Raw genomic sequence first — 18,726 nt, forward strand, 5'->3', positions numbered from 1 at the left:
AAAAGTCTTCAACAGGCCTTTAAATCACTTCCCGAAGCATCGGGATCGCTTCAATCCAAAAAGTCTAAATGAGTTCATTGCTAAAACAGGCCTAGCAAATCCGTTATCATAAAAAAAGGAGCTTTCCATATGGAAAAGCTCCTTGACTATTTAGGTTGATGATAGTTCTTAGTTGTTGATCAAACGGAATTCCGTTCTTCTATTGACCGCGTGCTCCCTTTCCGTACAGGAAACACCTTCTTTACATCTGTTCTTGATTTTACTTTCTCCATAACCATTTGCTACTAAAAGACTCGCATTGATTCCCTTGCTGATCAAATAATCGGCAACGGCCTTTGCTCTTCTTTCGGAAAGACTTTGGTTGGAACTGGCCCCTCCTCTAACATCGGTATGCGATGCGATCTCTAACTTTACACCAGGGTTTTGTGCCAAAACGGGCATCAAACGCGAATCAATAATGTTACGGGCTTGGGAAGTCAACGTAGCGCTTCCCAAATTCCAATTGATCGGTAATGCCTGATACTCTACCAAAGAGCACTCGACTTCCTTCCAAGTGGTCAATCCGCCCTTTTCCTTTAATACTTCCTTGGTAACCGTTTCGGTTACGGCAGGTACCGTTTCTTCGGTAGTATAGGCATCATTGTCCAAAACTGTTTTGGTAATTTCCTTGTACTGGGCAGGAATGATTTCCTCGACAACTCGGGCCGGTTCCAACAACACCTGCTTTGTGTAAGAAGCGTTTTTAGACCCTATCGGGGTTTTAGAAGTACTGGCATCACTGGCCAGAGTAGTTGTTTCCACGGTAGTAAACTCCGCAGGATACCCTTTATAACACCAATACCGACAATCATTAGGGTTTCCAGAGGCACAATCTGGAGCAGGTGCGCCCAATTCCCATTGGGCATAGGCGGGTTTAATTTCAATCGTTTCGGAACTGGTTCCGAAAGAAGCGGGAGTAATCGAAAGGGTATTACCGCCTTCTTTAGACACGTAACTCACCGTTTCGGTGCCCCACTTTTCAGGTACTACGGTCAATTTTTTACCTTCTGGCTTTATCATGACCCTTTCCGTTACCGTTTTAAAAGTAGCGGGTACTTTTTTGAGCACCTTGTAAGCCGGTTTTACTGTAATGGTTACCGTTTCGTTAACGTACACATCAGGTGTCGTACAACGTACGTAACATTTACCGGGTTGGGGGTTTGCGGGCAAATCCTGAGCCATACTAACTGCCGCCGTCATCAGCGCGCAGCACAAAAGTACTTTTTTCATCATTGTAAAAATGTTTAGTTAATGTTTATAGTAATGTATCGGCAAGATACTATTTCTTAACATAATTAACATATTTTTAGAACATAATTGCTATCAAATGAAAGGTTTTTCTTTCAATCGGAGTTAAAAAGAACGAAATGTTATGGTATCTAGGAAAAAAAGAGCCCCTAATCCGCTTAAACCAAGCGATTAAAGCTTTTCGTTTATGGGAATCATCAACCTATGCTTTTTTTCATGCAATTTCGACTTAATGCGTTCCTATAACTTCCTGTTGGAATAGTATTGAAAGAATTATAACGTTGCTTTCTTCATAGAAAGTGAATACCTTTAAAGAAAAAGAATCCATTCTGCTATGATCGAGGTATTTAAAGATGACGAAAACCTGTTCAGGTTTCAACTGAAGACCGATGACGGCAATTCCATTTTCAAGAGTGTTTCCTTTGAAACCAAGGACGAAGCGGAACGAATGGTCTCCGTTTTGAAACCACTTATTCTACAAGCATCCGGCTTTGAGCGTAAAACCAACTATCAAGGCAAGTTTTTATTCAATTTAAAAGGGGCTACGGGACAATTGATCGGAAATAGCCCGCTTTATGATTCCGAAGCCGGTATGGAAAACGGTATTAAAAACCTAAAGACAAAAATTGATACACTCAATATTTAGGCTTTCTGCCATTTTAATTTTGAAAAGGTATTACAGAGAATTTAATACTGCCAGCACCTTCTCATGTTGCAGGTCCGAATAGTCCATATGGGTTACAAGCCGAAGCTTTCCATCCCCCATCGCTATCATAAGAATCTGTTTCTCCTTTAATTTTGAAATGAAGGTTTCGGCCGACATTTTAGTTTCGTCAAGTTCAAAGATCACAATATTGGTTTCGATCGGTTCCACTTTTTTAACGAAAGGCAGTGCGGCCAAAGTACTTCCTAACACAATAGCTTTTTCGTGGTCCTCTTCCAAACGTTCGATATGATGGTCCAAGGCATAGCTACCGGCCGCAGCCATAAAACCGCCCTGACGCATACCACCTCCTAACACTTTTCGGATCCGCAAGGCCTTCTTCATATGTTCTTCCGAACCTACTAAAACGGAACCTACGGGACAACCCAGTCCCTTACTGAGGCAAACACTGATGGTGTCGAACAAATTTCCAAAAGTTTCGGCAGATTCGTTCGTCTTTGCCATCGCGTTCCATAGTCGAGCACCGTCCAAATGATAGGCCAGGCCGTTCTCCGCACATACCGTTTTAATTTCTTCCAGAGCGTTTACCGACCAACAGGCACCGCCACCCTTGTTCGTAGTATTTTCTACACAGACCAAACTGGTCAACGGGCTATGGTAAAAGTCGGGTGGGTTGATCGCTTGTTTTACCTGTTCAGCGGTCATCATTCCCCGGTGCCCATCGATCAATTTGCACGATACACCGCTATTAAAACTGACCCCGCCCCCTTCATAATTATACACATGGGCATATTTATCACAAATAAGCTGGTCTCCCGGTCGGGTATGTAGCTTTATCGCGGTTTGGTTGGCCATAGTTCCCGATGGAAAATACAACGCGGCCTCCATACCGAACAGCTCGGCCACTTTCTGTTCCAAAGCATTTACCGAGGGATCCGTTTTAAACACATCGTCTCCCACCGGCGCGCGCATCATAGCGTCCAACATCCCTTGTGTTGGTTTAGTAACCGTATCACTGATTAAGTTTATTTCCAAATTACTGCACTTTAGTGGTTTATTTCGGTTGAGAATATCAAGAAATACCTGTCTTGGACATTACCCATGAAAACAGTCCATACCGATGGGAGATCCATCGGGTATCTTAGGAACTGCGAATACCTTAAACTTTTCTGGGTGTTTTTGAAAATTATCGATCCTTCTGACCACTTCTTTTTCAAAAACATCGGTAGAACGGGCATAATCGGTCTTAAGTTTTTGAAGCGTAGCGTGTGTAATAGCATTCACCTGGGGGTGTACACCTTTCTGAACGGCCAAATTCATCAAATGCTGTAATACCCTAAAGTTGATGTTTTGTTGTACGGTCGTCAAATAAGGGTCCTTGTGGCTTTTTCCAAATGTACTTTTTAGTAATTCGTTTTGCAGCGTTTCCAGACCCAATTGATTTGGGTCAAGCGCCTTTTGTTGGATCAACCGCGAGCTTCGTTCCGGATGTAATACAAAAACCAAGCTCATATCCGCCGCGGTCTCCGGAGCGGAAAGCGCATCAAAGGAAACCCCTGTTTTTCCCTTGAACGACTCCCGTGTTCTGGGATAGCCAAAGGCCCTGGGCGGAAACAGCTTCAGCTTTTCCTTAGGAATCGCAATGGTGGCCGCGTTCAATGTATTTAGAACGCCGGTCAACGCCTTTTTTTGAAGCGGGGCGGCCAAAACCGATACCACCTCCTGGCCATCGCCCTTTACCGCATAATTATATTCCAGACCACCGATACGCTTCGCCACGGCCTCCGTTTGATACCGATGGAAAAAATATAGGGGAACAAAAACGTCCTCCAATACGGTATTCGGTTCATTGTCCCGAATATTATCAATGGAGAAATTACCAATGGCCTTCTTCCGAACCGCTAACAACGCTTCCAACTCCGAAACAATGTCTATGCCATTATCCCATAAATGGGCAATCGCGTGGGCGCTTCCCATCGGCCGTGCATCTTGATCTGTAATATAGCGCAGTCCTTTATTTTGTGCGTCCTCCAAAATTTTGGACAACTCTTCCGATTCGTTTTTGGCAGTTCCAAAATCGGAGTAGCTATACGCTACGGCAACCTTGTCCCATGCACCGATTCCGACCGCATATGCATTTGAAAAGTCGATTTCGTCTCCCGAAATCGTGAATTGAGGATGTGGGTAATCCATTACGGATGCCCTATTGTTCGCACTGGCCGCATAATTGTGTGCGAAGCCTAAGGTATGTCCGATTTCGTGCGCCGATAGTTGTCTGATCCGAGACAGGGCCATCTCCAATAGTTTTTCATCATTATCGTCCCTTTCCCCAAAGGGCCTATTGGTTAAAGCTTGGGCTATCATAAAATCCTGACGGATCCGCAAACTCCCCAAACTTACGTGGCCTTTTATAATTTCTCCTGTCCGCGGATCGGTTATACTACTGCCATAGCTCCAGCCCCTTGTGGAACGGTGTACCCATTGTATTACGTTGTAGCGGACATCCAAGGGATCTGCATCGTCGGGAAGTATTTTTAGTTGAAAAGCATTTTCATATCCTAGGGCCTCAAAAGCTTGGTTCCACCATCTTCCGCCTTCCATCAATGCGGAACGTACCGGTTCGGGAGTACCATTATCGAGGTAATAAACAATGGGATCTACCGCTTCGCTCCTTTCGGCTTCCGGATTTTTCTTTTGTAACCGGTGTCTCGTAATAAAACGTTCTAATATGGGTTCTTGTACCGGGCTGGCGTAGTCATAATATGCAAAGGGGTAAGCACCGCTCCGAGGGTCAAAAGCGCGTTGTTCGTAACCGTCATCGGGCAACTTTATAAAAGAATGGTGCTGCGCAACCGTTACCAAACTTGGATTTGGGCTTACCGATTTAATAAAATCCCCTTGAGGTGTACCTTTGAACGTCAAAGTTACATCGAACTCAATATTGTTAGGGAATGCGACCGTCCTTTCCATGGCCAGCGCACTTTTATCCTTATCCAAGGTATATTTTCCCTGTGCCTTTTGCTTTAAACGTTGTGCCACCCCGTGTGCATCACGGATCAAAAAATCGGTAATGTCGATAACATACGACCCGTTCTTTTCCTCAATAATCTTAAAACTTCCCAAAATAGATTTGGCAAAGGCCTGTTTTACGGATGCTTGTTCCAGCGCATTATCGGTCAACGCCCGGTAGCTAAGGTTCGGCTGTACCAAAAACAGCTTTCCGCCCGCTTTTTCAAAAAACACAACCTGCTCATTACCAAGCTGTCCCCGGTCTAAACCGATATCATTACTTCCAATTCCACTACTCAGTGCATATACATATAAAAATTGCTTGTCCAACCGATCTACGGTCAAGAATATCTTATCCGAGGCACTATCATGATAAAAATCAAAATACCCCTCAAATTGCTGATATCCCTTCTTTTTTTCAGAAAACTGTCCGAAAATGGAACAACCACAAAAAAAGAGTACAATGGGAAGGACGTAACATTGCTTCATAGGAGTTGATTTAATCTATAATCACTGTGCTAAAATTATAGAAATTTGGTTGCACAACCATAGTTAAATCCTATTTTTGCCCACAAACAGAACACAATGATAACAACGGACCATTACAAAGGTCTTATTGATCGCCTTGGTGCGTTAAGGAGGTATCTTTGACATTGATGCCAAACTTATCGAAATAGAAAACGAGCAGGAAAAAACGCTCGCCCCTGACTTTTGGGACAATCCAAAAACGGCTCAGGAGCATATGCGTTTTATTCAATCCAAGAAAAAATGGGTCGATGATTATAATGCGGCCAAAACCCTGTTGTCCGATCTAGAAGTATTGTTGGAATTTTATCAGGAAGGCGAGGTTTCGGAAACCGAGGTCGTTCAACAGCATGATAAGTCCTTGGGACTGATCGAGCAAATGGAGTTCAAGAACATGCTGTCCGAAGAAGGGGACGAACTTACCGCAGTCTTACAGATTACCTCCGGGGCCGGAGGGACGGAAAGCTGTGATTGGGCCTCCATGCTGATGCGCATGTATATGATGTGGAGCGAAAAAAACGGGTATAAGGTCAAGGAACTCAACTACCAAGAAGGGGATGTCGCGGGCATCAAGACCGTTACCCTAGAAATTGATGGGGAGTATGCCTTTGGTTGGTTAAAGGGTGAGAACGGTGTACATCGATTGGTACGGATTTCCCCTTTTGACAGTAATGCAAAGCGGCACACTTCCTTCGCATCCATTTATGTATATCCTTTAGTAGATGATAGCATCGAAATCGAAGTGAATCCTGCGGATATCGAAATCACCACCGCGCGCTCAAGTGGTGCCGGTGGCCAAAATGTGAACAAGGTAGAGACCAAGGTACAACTGGTGCATAAACCCAGTGGTATTCAAATTTCCTGTTCGGACTCCCGATCCCAGCATGATAACAGGGCAACCGCCCTTAAAATGCTGAAATCACAGTTGTATGAAATTGAATTGCGCAAAAAAATGGAAGCCCGGGAAGAAATAGAATCTTCCAAAATGAAAATCGAATGGGGCTCCCAAATAAGAAACTACGTAATGCATCCGTACAAGCTGGTGAAGGATGTACGGACTGCCGAAGAAACCGGAAATGTAGACGCCGTAATGGACGGGGATATCGATCGCTTTTTAAAAGCCTATTTGATGATGACGGGACAGCAGGAGGAAGATGTGTAGGTAGTCGGTTAGTAGTTTGTTAGTATGTGGTAGTTAGTATCTAGTAGTTAGTGGCAATAATGAGTAATGAGCAGGAAATACCAATTACTCAATACTAAATACTCCGTACTCATTACTCCTAACTTCTCACCATATCAATAGTAAATAAAGTAAAAATGATTAAAATTTATCACAATCCGAGATGTCAGAAATCAAGGGAAGGCCTTGAATTATTGGAGAAATCGGGCAAAGCATTTGAGGTCATAAAATATTTGGAAGACATTCCCACCAAGGACGAACTGCGCTCGGTAATCGACTGTTTGGGTATCCGTCCTGAAAATTTGGTACGCAAAAACGAGGCGATTTGGAAAGAAAAATACCGGGGGAGATTGCTTTCCGACGAAGAAACGCTGGAAGCCATGATACAGTATCCCAAGCTTATCGAAAGACCAATTGTAATAAATGGTAATAGCGCGGTGATCGGTAGGCCGATAACGAATATCGAAAGTGTTTTAAACCAATAACAATCAACACTTTGGACATCAAAAACCTCTTAAAATCGGTTATTTGTGGTATCTTTAAAGCCGAAACGGTTTAACGTTTGCCTTTTATAAAATAGGTTTGTTCTAAATACTTTTACAAAATGAAAACGAAATATGTCGGACTGCTCCTTTTTCTCTGTCTATTTTCATTCGCAGCGGAACTGAGCGCACAATATGGATATGGTGGTGGCGCCTATGGTAGAAGAGGGCTCGGCGGTAGACAAGGAAGAAGTACCATTCCGCAGGCCCAATCGGCGCCCGAACCTCCGAAGCCAAAAACTGCAGAGGAAATCGTTGATGAGGCGATGCCCAATATAACGGAAGTGTTGGAACTCAACGACTTTGAAGTTGCCGTGCTTGGGGCGATTTTAAAAAAGTACACCCAAGAGCGTATTGAAATGCAGATTTTAAAACTAAGTCCGGAAAAAACACGTGAAGGTTACGAAAGTATAAGGAAACGGCAAGATGAAGAACTGAAGGCCGGTTTGCCTCCCGAAAAATACGAAGCCTTTGTAAAAATGCAAAGCGATGGTATTCAACAATCGAAAAGGGAAAAGAAGAAAGAAAAACGGAAAAACAAAAAGCAACAGTAGCTGTTTGATAGAAATACCGCTATGTTGAAAGTTCAACACTTAGGTATTTCTAATGGTATACGGATGTACCACTTATAGTTGACCTAAACTGTTTTTCAGTTCAAAATATGTTATACAAAAAAAGAGCCTTAAAGGCTCTTTTTTATTATGCGTTACGTGCAGCCGCTTTGGCCCTACGTTTTTCTTTATACATTTCGATAAGATTACCGAACAACCAATATGGTATTACAAAAGTCAATAAAAAAATCATCAGCCAAAAGCCTATAGTAAGAATGGTCAGAAAGGCTAAAAATCCAAGGTATTGGTCGAATTCGAACATGCTTCTTTATTTTACGAATACAAAGATACTTTGAAAAAGGGCACATTGACAAATCAAATTCAAAAAAAATGATGTATGTAATTTTTGGAACTCGCTAGGTGCTATTCATTTTCCAAACTACTACCTTTGTTAACCTAATTATATTGATATATGAGCTTTAGAACAGAAAAAGATACGATGGGCACCGTACAAGTGCCTTCCGACAAATATTGGGGGGCGCAGACCGAACGCTCTAGAATGAATTTCAAAATAGGTCCCGTTGGTTCCATGCCTTTGGAAGTGGTCTACGGCTTTGCCTACCTAAAAAAGGCAGCGGCCTATACCAATTGTGAACTTGGTGTATTGGCCGAGGAAAAACGAGATCTTATAGCGCAAGTGTGCGATGAGATTTTGGCGGGAAAACTAGACGACCAGTTTCCGCTTGTCGTTTGGCAGACCGGATCGGGAACGCAAAGTAACATGAACGTTAACGAGGTAATCGCGAACCGGGCACATGAAATTGCCGGAAAGGTTATCGGTGAAGGGGAAAAAACCATTCAACCCAATGATGATGTGAACAAGTCACAGTCGTCCAACGACACCTTTCCCACTGGAATGCACATTGCCGCATATAAAAAAATTATTGAAACGACCCTACCAGGCATCACCAAACTTCGCGATACCCTAGATCAAAAATCAAAAGAGTTCCAAAAAGTGGTAAAAATAGGACGTACCCATTTGATGGATGCCACACCGCTTACCCTTGGTCAAGAGTTTTCGGGATATGTTTCCCAATTGGACCATGGCCTAAAAGCGTTACAAAACACCCTGCCCCATTTGGCGGAACTTGCTTTAGGGGGAACGGCAGTGGGTACCGGATTGAACACTCCAAAGGGTTATGATGTGCTTGTAGCAAAATACATTGCCCAATTTACCGGTCTACCCTTCGAGACCGCGGACAATAAGTTTGAGGCACTGGCCGCTCACGATGCCATCGTTGAAAGCCATGGGGCTTTAAAACAGTTGGCGGTGTCCTTGAACAAAATAGCCAACGATATTCGAATGATGGCTTCCGGACCAAGATCTGGAATCGGGGAAATTATCATACCCGCCAATGAACCGGGAAGTTCGATCATGCCCGGAAAAGTGAACCCCACGCAATGTGAGGCATTGACCATGGTTTGTGCCCAGGTAATGGGCAACGATGTGGCCATTACCATTGGAGGCACTCAGGGCCATTATGAACTAAACGTTTTTAAACCCATGATGGCCGCCAATATTTTACAATCCGCCCAATTGTTAGGGGACGCCTGTACCAGTTTTGAGGTTAATTGTGCAAGAGGTATCGAGCCAAATCATGAAGTGATACAACAACTATTGAACAACTCTTTAATGTTGGTCACTGCCCTCAATACCAAAATCGGATACTACAAGGCCGCAGAAATTGCGAATACGGCACATAAAAATGGAACCACCTTACGGGAAGAAGCCGTAAATCTCGGTTATGTAAGCGAGGCCGATTACGACGCTTGGGTGAAACCGGAAGATATGGTGGGGGCTTTGAAATGAGTGATGAGTGATGAGTGATGAGTGAAATACAAAATCTTGCGAAAACATCCGGATATTTCATTCAAGAACATAAAAAAAGGGACATCGATGAAGATGTCCCTTTTTCCGTGTATAATGGAAAGTGTTATTTCTTTATTTCAAGCTAAACTTTGAGGTACCTAAAAGTTTAAGGCCATCATCATAAACGTTTACCATGTAGTTTCCTTTCTGAAACTCACTTGATGGTTTGTTGATATAGTCACAAACATCCAAGGTTTTATTCTCATAGTAAAAATTGGTTCCCTTGCTGTACGTAACGGAAGCACCGGAATCGTTTGTTTTGGCATAGCTTTCGCCCAAAACGTTTCCTTGAGGATCCAATACTTCAAGATAAAACTCCCTGTCTCCTGCTTGTGCAATGACATTGTTGGCTACAGTGAAACAGATTTTAAATTTATCGGTTCGGCTAGCCCTAGAAGTTGAAACCAGTTTACCGCTGTTCTTTTCTTTTACCGCATCAACAGTAAACGTGGTGATGTTCAAAGCAGATCCTTTTTCGACCACATCGGCCAATTGGGTGTTCTGCACTACCAATGAATCGTTAAAAACGGTTTGCTTTTCCAATTCAACATAGGTACTGTCGCGTTGCATAGCAATCAACGTATTCGATTGCTTTAAAGAGTCTACTTGCTTTAGAAGTTGCTCTCTTTCCGCTTTAAGAACACTAACTTGTCTTCTATATCTTGATAAAGAAGAGATATCGGCCTTCATCGTTTTCACAGAATCGATGTACTTGGCGATGTTGTCCCTTGCAGCGACCAACTCTTCATTGGTAACGTTGCTTTCCAAAATAGCCTTGTCATATTCAGATTTAAGGCTGTTCAAGTCCTCAACAACTTTGGTCTTTTCGTCGGTAAGTGCCGCAGTCGTTTTCTTTTTATCTTGGTAAAGACTTACGGTATAAATGATGGTACCTAATAGTACGACACCAAGCAGACCAGCCAAAACCTTTAATCCGTTGTTATTTTTTGTTTCAGTCATAACTTTAATTATTAATTACTTTTTATTAGAATGTGTTTGTTTGTATCGCTCTATATACGGGCAGGTTTTCCATTTAGATTTTTTCTTTCAAAAAAATTGGACGAACTGCATGTAAAAATCAATACTTATTCTTACATTAATGCTATTTTTCACCATCATAACGGCCATCGCCAACGAAATTACCTATTTTCAAAACAATTACGGGATTGCTTTTCAATTGTTCAACATTACTTGGCTAAAAAGGTATTTCTCGGTCGGAACAAGAAATCTACTTCGGTTTGAACGCTTTAAGCGGACTATTATTGAGCACAGGGAATCCTTTTTTGTAGTTTGTATTTCGGAGGTTGTAGTTCACGCTTCCTTTAGTTCCCATTTGGCAAAAGCCATTTTGAGCTAGGAAAATTGGTCGCAGCCCGCGACATATATAGCATGAAAACAGGGCTACGATTGTTATAGTTGGCCCTGTTCTTTGTATTGGAAAAACAATGGGAACAAACGCCATACTATTCCAGTACGGTTTGTCAACAGCAGATGTTTTACCATAAAATACCTATTTTTATAGGATAACGGTAACGAACGTTCGACATGAGAATTTCCTTTTTACTGATTAGTAGTATCCTGCCATTCGTATTGGCCTGTAAAGAAAAAACCGAGAAAAATGATACTGCTACGACCAACAACATGGAAAAAGTATCGGACACTGCGAAATCTATTACAATTGTTCCCATTTCGCACGCAACTATGGTACTCGAATGGAACGGAACTACTATTTACGTCGATCCAGTAGGAGGTGCCGAAGCATTTACCGGTCAAAAGGGGCCCGATTTAATACTGATAACCGATATTCATGGAGATCACTTTGATCTTGCTACACTACAAGCTTTAAATACCGCTAAAGCAAAACTAATGATGCCACAAGCGGTGGCCGACAAGATGCCGGATTCGTTTACCCCACAGATCGATGTGATGGACAATGGGGATGAAAAAGAACGGTACGAAATTGTAGTCACGGCGATGCCTATGTACAATTTAAGGGAAGAAGCATTGGCCTTCCATACCAAAGGAAGGGGAAACGGTTATGTACTGACAATGGGCGATAAACGGCTCTACATTTCTGGAGATACCGAAGACATCCCCGAAATGAGGGCTTTGCAGGACATCGACAAGGCTTTTGTCTGCATGAATTTGCCTTATACCATGACGGTGTCCAAGGCTGCCGATGCCGTATTGCAGTTTGCGCCAAAAGAAGTGTATCCTTACCATTATAGGGGAAAACCCGATGTAAGTGACGTATCCGAATTTAAGCAAATCGTTTCCGAAGGGAATACCGATATTAAAGTAGTGCAACTGGATTGGTATCCGAACGACCCCTTCTAGGTCAACGAATCAATTTTTTGTATTTGATTCTTTTGGGCATTAAATCGCCTCCCAGGCGCTTCTTTTTATTTTCCTCGTAATCCGAAAATGATCCTTCAAAAAAGTATACCTGAGAATCTCCTTCGAAGGCCAGTATATGCGTACAAATACGATCTAAAAACCATCTGTCGTGCGAAATAACCACGGCACATCCTGCAAAATTTTCCAACCCTTCTTCCAACGCCCTTAGGGTATTTACATCCAGATCGTTGGTAGGTTCGTCCAAGAGCAGCACGTTTCCCTCCTCTTTTAAGGTCATGGCCAAATGAAGCCTGTTCCGTTCACCTCCTGAAAGCATTCGCACTTTTTTATTCTGCTCGCTTCCGGAAAAATTAAAACGGCTCAGATACGCCCTTGAATTTACTTGTCTTCCTCCCATCATCACAAGTTCCTGTTCATCGCTAAAATTTTGCCAAATGGTTTTCTCCGGATCGATATTGGAATGACTTTGGTCCACATAGGCGATTTTTGCCGTATCGCCTACCTGAAAGGCCCCATCATCCGGCGTTTCCTCTCCCATAATCATCCTAAAGATGGTGGTTTTTCCGGCCCCATTAGGACCGATAACCCCCACAATACCGGCCTGCGGAAGGTTAAAGCTCAATTTTTCATAGAGCAACTTATCCCCGTAGGCCTTGCTAACGTCATTTGCTTCGATCACATTGGTACCCAATCGCGGTCCGTTCGGGATGTAGATCTCCAGTTTCTCGTCCAACTGCTTTTGATCTTGACTCAACAGTTTATCATAATTCTTCAAACGGGCCTTTTGTTTGGTCTGCCTTCCCTTAGCACCTTGGCGGACCCATTCCAATTCCCGTTCCAATGTTTTTTGTCTTTTGGAAGCACTTTTACTTTCCTGAGCCAATCGTTTTGCTTTTTGATCTAACCAACTGGAATAATTGCCTTTCCAGGGAATACCTTCTCCCCTATCCAACTCCAATATCCACCCGGCAACATTGTCCAGAAAGTAACGGTCGTGCGTTACGGCGATTACGGTTCCTTTATATCCCGCCAAATGATGTTCCAGCCAATGTACGGATTCGGCATCCAAATGGTTGGTAGGTTCGTCCAGTAAAAGTATCTCAGGTTCCTGTAGCAGCAATCTGCACAAGGCTACCCTACGCCGCTCCCCTCCCGACAATACGGCAATTTTTTTATCGGGTTCCGGAGTACGCAATGCGTCCATGGCAATCTCTAGCTTTGTATCAAGCTCCCATGCATTGGAGGCATCTATTTGATCCTGTAGGGCCGCTTGCTTATCCATAAGCTTTTGCATCTTATCGGCATCTTCATAAACCTCCGGTAAGGCAAACATATCATTGATCTTGTTGTATTCGTCCAGTATGGCGACAGTTTCGGCAACACCTTCCTTTACAATCTCCAAAACTGTTTTTTCTGCATCCAATTGCGGTTCTTGCTCCAAGTACCCAACGCGATAGCCCGGTGAAAAAACAACGTCGCCCTGATAGTTTTTATCTTGCCCGGCTATGATTTTCAATAAGGTAGATTTACCGGAACCGTTCAATCCTAAAATTCCGATTTTAGCTCCATAGAAAAAACTGAGGTATATGTTCTTTAGAACCGGAGTATTGGCATTTTTATAGGTCTTACTGACCCCTGACATGGAAAAAATGACTTTTTTATCGTCGCTCATCTGTTGTACTGTATTTAAAATTGAAGACTTTACTCTTGTGTTACATCCTCTCGGCAATATCCTTAAAAGCTATGGACATTACTCGAAAGAACGTATTGAAACGGACATTAATAAGAATCCCGTGATTTTTAAACCCGCCCCTTTAAGGCATTAAACACCCAGGCTATGGCAAAAAAACCGATACCTACGGAGGCAAATCCCCATCCTGCAACATCATCATATCGGAAAGCGCCCAAGGCAATAAGGGCCAAGCCTACAAAAATCATGATAAATGTGGCCCATGCGAGCACCGTATTTTTATTCATTCCCATTTTTAGCGTGGTTTTCTTGGTTTGGTAGTAGTTTCAAATATCGCAAATTTTGCGGTAACGGTCCTAGTAATTCTACAACTTTCATTTTTCAAAGGGGAAAACGATATTCGATTGTTGCCGGACCGTATCCAAGAGGGTAATGAGGTCTAGGCTGTTCGCATGGCACCATTGTTCGCTTTCCAATTGCCCCGATTGAAGACAGGAATGTACCTCGTTGATTTCATGGGAATATCCCTTTCCCGTAGTAGGCAACCCATATTCTTTGGTGACGCCGTCCATAATCACCGAAAAACCTTGGGTTTCGTGCCATCTGGAATCGATAAATATCGTTCCTCCCGTTCCCTGTATCTCGGCACGCATTTCCGAATTTGAAGTGAGTCCGCTGTACAATAGGGCCTTTGTGTTTCCATAATCGAAGAGCATTGCGGCCTGTACCTCTGCCCCGGTATGGTGAATGTTTACCGAAGACTGGATGTTTTTTGGTTTTCCCAACAACAGATAACTCAAAAAAATAGGATAGATCCCAATATCCAAAAGCGACCCCCCGGCCAGTTCCGGGTTCAATAGCCTTCCTTCTTCCCCTTTATCCAAGCCATAAAACGCAAAATCGGCATGTAGGTATCCGATTTCCCCTATTTTTTTGGCATCGACCAATTGTTTTATTTTTTGAATGGAAGGGTTAAATCGAGTCCAGAGCGCTTCCATCAAAAAAACACCATTCTTTTTTGCACAGGCGATCATTCGTTCCACTTGCGAACGGTTGATGCCCAGCGGTTTTTCGCAAAGGACGTGCTTGCCTTGCTCCATAGCCTTTAGGGCCCACATTTCGTGCCCGGTATGTGGAGTCGCGATATACACCACATCAATAGTGTCCGACGCCAACATGGCATCATAATCATCGAATACATACGGGGCATCGTAGGTTTCGGCGAACGCTGTCGCACGCTCCATACTTCTTGAGGCGACCGCGTTCAAAACACCCGTTTCCACCAACTCCAGATCACCTGCAAAACTATGGGCTATCTTTCCCGGCCCCAGTATTCCCCAACGTATCAATGTTCTCATATCGCTCTCAAATTTCACCAAATGTAATGAATTTTAGTCCGTATCTTTATTGCGTAAAAGAAAGCTAGATGGACCTTAAATTCAATAAAAACGAAGATCATAACAAGCTCTTGTTATCGGACCTGAAACGCCGATTGGCCAAAGTAGCCCTAGGCGGTGGTACCGCACGCTTGGAAAAGCAACGCGCCAGCGGAAAGTTGACCGCACGGGAAAGAATCGATTATTTATTGGACGAGGATAGCGACCGTATCGAAATTGCGGCTTTTGCAGGGGACGGCATGTATGCCGAACATGGTGGGTGTCCTTCTGGAGGAGTGGTAATTAAAATCGGTTATGTAAAAGGAAAACAATGTATCGTAGTAGCCAACGACGCTACCGTAAAAGCAGGGGCATGGTTTCCGATTACGGGAAAGAAAAACCTGCGGGCTCAGGAAATTGCCATGGAAAACCGTCTACCCATAATTTATTTGGTGGATAGCGCCGGCGTGTATTTACCGATGCAGGACGAAATTTTCCCGGATAAGGAACATTTCGGCCGTATTTTCAGAAACAACGCGCGAATGAGCAGTATGGGCATTACCCAAATTGCAGCGGTCATGGGAAGTTGTGTGGCCGGTGGAGCCTACCTCCCGATAATGAGCGATGAAGCCTTGATCGTTGATAAGACCGGTAGTATTTTTTTGGCAGGAAGTTATTTGGTAAAAGCGGCCATTGGGGAAACCATAGACAACGAAACATTGGGTGGTGCCGATACCCATTGTGAAATCAGTGGCGTAACCGATTATAAGGCCAAGGACGATAAACACGCCTTGGACACCATTAAAAACATTATGGACAAGATCGGTAGTTTTGATAAGGCTGGTTTTAACCGATCCAAACCTAAAAAACCGCTAGGGAACCAAGAGGATATTTACGGTATTCTTCCGGCTTCACGAGCCGACCAGTACGATATGCTGACCTTGATCGAACGTTTGGTAGACGGTTCCGAATTTGAACAATACAAGGCCGACTACGGAAAAACCATACTTACGGGCTACGCCCGTATCGACGGTTGGGCAGTAGGTATCGTGGCCAATCAGCGAAAAGTAGTAAAGACGGCAAAAGGCGAAATGCAGTTCGGTGGGGTCATCTACTCCGATTCTGCCGATAAGGCCACCCGTTTTATAGCCAATTGCAACCAAAAGAAAATTCCTCTTGTGTTTTTACAGGATGTGACCGGATTTATGGTCGGCAGCAAAAGTGAGCACGGCGGAATCATAAAAGACGGGGCAAAACTCGTTAATGCCGTAAGCAACTCGGTAGTTCCCAAGTTTACCGTAGTTATCGGAAACAGTTATGGCGCCGGTAATTATGCCATGTGCGGAAAGGCATATGACCCTAGATTGATCGTAGCCTGGCCAAGTGCCGAACTGGCGGTGATGAGCGGAAATTCCGCAGCGAAAGTACTCCTGCAGATCGAAAAGTCGTCGTTAAAGAAAAAAGGCGAAGAAATTACTCCTGCCAAAGAAAAAGCGTTGTTCGATAACATAAAAAAACGCTACGATAATCAAATTTCACCCTATTATGCCGCCTCCCGCATTTGGACGGACGCGATAATAAATCCATTGGAAACCCGAAAATGGATCTCTATGGGAATCGAAGCAGCGGACCACGCCCCTATCGAGATTCCTTTTAACTTAGGAGTGCTTCAGGTATGATATACCTTGTTTGTTCCAATTTCCATTCCAATCTATTAGGAGTATATTAAAACAGTATTAAAACGTTAGGCCTCCTTAACGCTAACTAGGGGGCCAAGGAAACGATGCCCATAGCATTATTGATTTTCATCAGTTCCTGATTCACGTTCTTTAGCGTCATTCTAAATACCTTCACGTCCTTTTTTTGAGTTATGGTTCCATAGTCGTGATAGGTGGTGACCTTAAGGTATGAAGGTGTTAGGCTTTTGTTACCCAAATATTTGACAAAAATTTCATAGTCGCCCTTGAGCGAAGGGTCCAACGCTTTTTCACTGATATTGTATCCAAAATCCTTCGATTTCTTTACAGATTCCGGATTGTCGGCCAAACTATGTTTCCACTCATATAGGTTTTTATCGGGATCTACCACACCAAGTTGAAACTCCGCCTCACTATCGTTCCATTCGATTACCAAACGGGTAAAGCCTTTTTTCATTTCTTTGGAGTTTAAGGAAACCGTATCGTTTTTAACCGAAAGCATCTGCTCCATTTTTAGCAAATTATGGTGTTCTCGTCCCATAATTTTAGTGAAACCGGTAGTATCCAATTCCAAAATCCCTTGATGCAACAAGTAGTTGTATCTAGTATACATGTCCTTGGATTTTTTAAAATCGCCCAAATTGCGATAACTATTGGCCATGTCGAAATAACTTTGGGCATATCTTGCCCTCTTTTTGAAGACCGCGGTATATGCTTCATGCGCCTTTTCATATCGTTGTTGTGCCTCGAACATATACGCCAGCGCCTTCAGGGCCAATACATCATCTTCCAAAGAATGGTAATGTTGCTCCAATAGTTGGTCGGCAAAGGGCAGGTCATTTTTTACGTCCGCAAAAAAACCGTAGGTATCCAAAATGAATTGTGAAGAATTGCCATAAGTGGTTTTATATTTTTCGAACACCATTTTTGCAGCTTCCAACGAAGTTGTTTCATGCAGTTGTTTTAAGTATTCCGGCAAATTCTTTTCCATCGATTTTGCGGTAAGTACCGGGCCTTCAAGAAGTGCTTTGCCGCTCTTTCGCGATGCTACTTTTTCTTGGGCATTAGGAATCGATAGAGCGGTATTCACTATGATTACAACGTTTACGCCCAAACTACTATAAAAACCTGCACTGGCCCTTCCACTGAGTACGGCCATACGCTCTATCACCGCCGGATCTAACCAAAGAGGAGCATCCGTACTAACTTGCCCATCCACATCAAAGAGAACGTTAGCCGCCTGAAGTCCCCCTGCGGCCCCGGACGCACTGGTTACCGAACCGCCGGAAAAACAATCGCCGGTTACCCGAATTCCGGGAAATCGCGACCGTAAAACATCAAGTATGCAAGAGAAGTTTCCAATCTGTTTTTCCTTTAACACCGCCACGCTAGTTGCCGATACCTTGGCATTTATAAAACCGTATGCGGTACGAATAATGTCTTCATTTGACGCATAATCCGATTCCAGATCTCTAGTTTTCCTTTTCTCTTTTACCGTAATATTTTCCAATGCCATTACCTTGGGAAGCATTGTAATGTTCAATACACGTGTTACATCCTCAATTTTGATGGTTACCGTTTTCATGCCATCATAGGCAAATTGCAAGTTATCCGCCTCGCGTACCGACACTTTATATTTACCATTAACGTCGCTATGGGTCAGCACCTCGGAACCATTTAAACTGATTACAACATCTTTTAGGGGAGCATTTTCATTGGTAACCGTGCCAAACACCTTTTGTTGTGCATATGAGCTACAGACCAGCAAAAGCATCAATGAAATGGAAAGCAAGTTTTTAGTGTTTGGATTTCTCATTTTTAAGAGTGTTATGTTAATAGGATTTATAGCATACATTAGGGTTGTCCACATGGCGATTTCACTATAAAGAATTAAACCTGCCCATACCATCAGCATGT

At 43.3% G+C, this 18,726-nt stretch carries 15 protein-coding genes; 7 read left to right on the forward strand and 8 right to left on the reverse strand.

All coding sequences use genetic code 11. The features are described from left to right. Positions 1 to 168: 168 nt before the first annotated feature. On the reverse strand, positions 169 to 1,269 hold the full coding sequence (locus ACRD7P_RS11345) for an OmpA family protein (RefSeq protein ID WP_430907860.1): 1,101 nt from the start codon (positions 1,267 to 1,269) through the stop codon (positions 169 to 171). 352 nt (positions 1,270 to 1,621) lie between these two features. Here ACRD7P_RS11345 and ACRD7P_RS11350 point away from each other — a divergent pair, with 352 nt between their 5' ends. Continuing rightward, positions 1,622 to 1,933 (forward strand): DUF1508 domain-containing protein, encoded by a 312-nt coding sequence (locus ACRD7P_RS11350; RefSeq protein ID WP_430907731.1) that lies wholly within the window; start codon positions 1,622 to 1,624, stop codon positions 1,931 to 1,933. A gap of 30 nt (positions 1,934 to 1,963) precedes the next feature. Here ACRD7P_RS11350 and ACRD7P_RS11355 read toward each other — a convergent pair whose 3' ends face one another. Together ACRD7P_RS11355 and ACRD7P_RS11360 are read right to left on the reverse strand one after the other, a co-directional pair. Continuing rightward, positions 1,964 to 2,986 carry a threonine aldolase family protein gene (locus tag ACRD7P_RS11355; RefSeq protein ID WP_430907732.1) on the reverse strand — a complete coding sequence of 341 codons (1,023 nt, stop codon included), beginning with the start codon at positions 2,984 to 2,986 and terminating at the stop codon, positions 1,964 to 1,966. 60 nt (positions 2,987 to 3,046) lie between these two features. Next, a complete protein-coding gene (locus ACRD7P_RS11360) occupies positions 3,047 to 5,449 on the reverse strand; it encodes a zinc-dependent metalloprotease (protein ID WP_430907733.1) in 2,403 nt (800 codons plus the stop codon). A gap of 96 nt (positions 5,450 to 5,545) precedes the next feature. On the opposite strand from ACRD7P_RS11360, the gene prfB reads away from it, so the two are divergent. The 4 genes from prfB (at position 5,546) to fumC (ending at position 9,628) form a co-directional block, all read left to right on the forward strand. After that, a protein-coding gene (gene prfB / locus ACRD7P_RS11365; protein ID WP_430907734.1) for a peptide chain release factor 2 occupies positions 5,546 to 6,647 on the forward strand; the annotation gives its coding sequence in 2 pieces (ribosomal slippage) (positions 5,546 to 5,608 and positions 5,610 to 6,647; 1,101 coding nt in all). Between the two features lie 155 nt (positions 6,648 to 6,802). Next, positions 6,803 to 7,150: an arsenate reductase (glutaredoxin) gene (arsC, locus tag ACRD7P_RS11370; RefSeq protein ID WP_430907735.1), complete on the forward strand. Its 348-nt coding sequence runs from the start codon at positions 6,803 to 6,805 to the stop codon at positions 7,148 to 7,150. A gap of 119 nt (positions 7,151 to 7,269) precedes the next feature. Then, on the forward strand, positions 7,270 to 7,761 hold the full coding sequence (locus ACRD7P_RS11375; RefSeq protein WP_430907736.1) for a hypothetical protein: 492 nt from the start codon (positions 7,270 to 7,272) through the stop codon (positions 7,759 to 7,761). A gap of 469 nt (positions 7,762 to 8,230) precedes the next feature. Further along, a complete protein-coding gene (gene fumC / locus ACRD7P_RS11380) occupies positions 8,231 to 9,628 on the forward strand; it encodes a class II fumarate hydratase (RefSeq protein ID WP_430907737.1) in 1,398 nt (465 codons plus the stop codon). Positions 9,629 to 9,760: 132 nt separating this feature from the next. Here fumC and ACRD7P_RS11385 read toward each other — a convergent pair whose 3' ends face one another. Further along, entirely contained in the window at positions 9,761 to 10,648 is an 888-nt protein-coding gene (locus ACRD7P_RS11385; protein WP_430907738.1) for a hypothetical protein, read from the reverse strand. 585 nt (positions 10,649 to 11,233) lie between these two features. Here ACRD7P_RS11385 and ACRD7P_RS11390 point away from each other — a divergent pair. Then, positions 11,234 to 12,025 carry an MBL fold metallo-hydrolase gene (locus tag ACRD7P_RS11390; protein WP_430907739.1) on the forward strand — a complete coding sequence of 264 codons (792 nt, stop codon included), beginning with the start codon at positions 11,234 to 11,236 and terminating at the stop codon, positions 12,023 to 12,025. A 1-nt stretch (position 12,026) separates the two neighbouring features. On the opposite strand, the gene ettA is transcribed toward ACRD7P_RS11390, so the two are convergent. The 3 genes from ettA to ACRD7P_RS11405 all read right to left on the reverse strand — a co-directional run bounded on the left by ettA (position 12,027) and on the right by ACRD7P_RS11405 (position 15,094). After that, positions 12,027 to 13,718, reverse strand: coding sequence for an energy-dependent translational throttle protein EttA (gene ettA, locus ACRD7P_RS11395; RefSeq protein ID WP_430907740.1), 1,692 nt, complete (start codon positions 13,716 to 13,718; stop codon positions 12,027 to 12,029). A 128-nt stretch (positions 13,719 to 13,846) separates the two neighbouring features. Continuing rightward, positions 13,847 to 14,029, reverse strand: a complete 183-nt coding sequence (locus tag ACRD7P_RS11400) for a CAL67264 family membrane protein (protein ID WP_276392562.1) — start codon at positions 14,027 to 14,029, stop codon at positions 13,847 to 13,849. Between the two features lie 81 nt (positions 14,030 to 14,110). Continuing rightward, positions 14,111 to 15,094, reverse strand: coding sequence for a Gfo/Idh/MocA family protein (locus ACRD7P_RS11405; protein WP_430907741.1), 984 nt, complete (start codon positions 15,092 to 15,094; stop codon positions 14,111 to 14,113). 68 nt (positions 15,095 to 15,162) lie between these two features. Between ACRD7P_RS11405 and ACRD7P_RS11410 the strand changes: the two genes are divergently transcribed. Continuing rightward, positions 15,163 to 16,791: an acyl-CoA carboxylase subunit beta gene (locus tag ACRD7P_RS11410; RefSeq protein ID WP_430907742.1), complete on the forward strand. Its 1,629-nt coding sequence runs from the start codon at positions 15,163 to 15,165 to the stop codon at positions 16,789 to 16,791. Between the two features lie 85 nt (positions 16,792 to 16,876). On the opposite strand, the gene ACRD7P_RS11415 is transcribed toward ACRD7P_RS11410, so the two are convergent. Continuing rightward, complete coding sequence (locus ACRD7P_RS11415; RefSeq protein WP_430907743.1) at positions 16,877 to 18,625, reverse strand: hypothetical protein; 1,749 nt, start codon at positions 18,623 to 18,625, stop codon at positions 16,877 to 16,879. Between the last annotated feature and the right edge of the window lie 101 nt (positions 18,626 to 18,726).

It is taken from the genome of Maribacter sp. 2-571 (assembly GCF_050589625.1).
GTDB lineage: Bacteria > Bacteroidota > Bacteroidia > Flavobacteriales > Flavobacteriaceae > Pelagihabitans.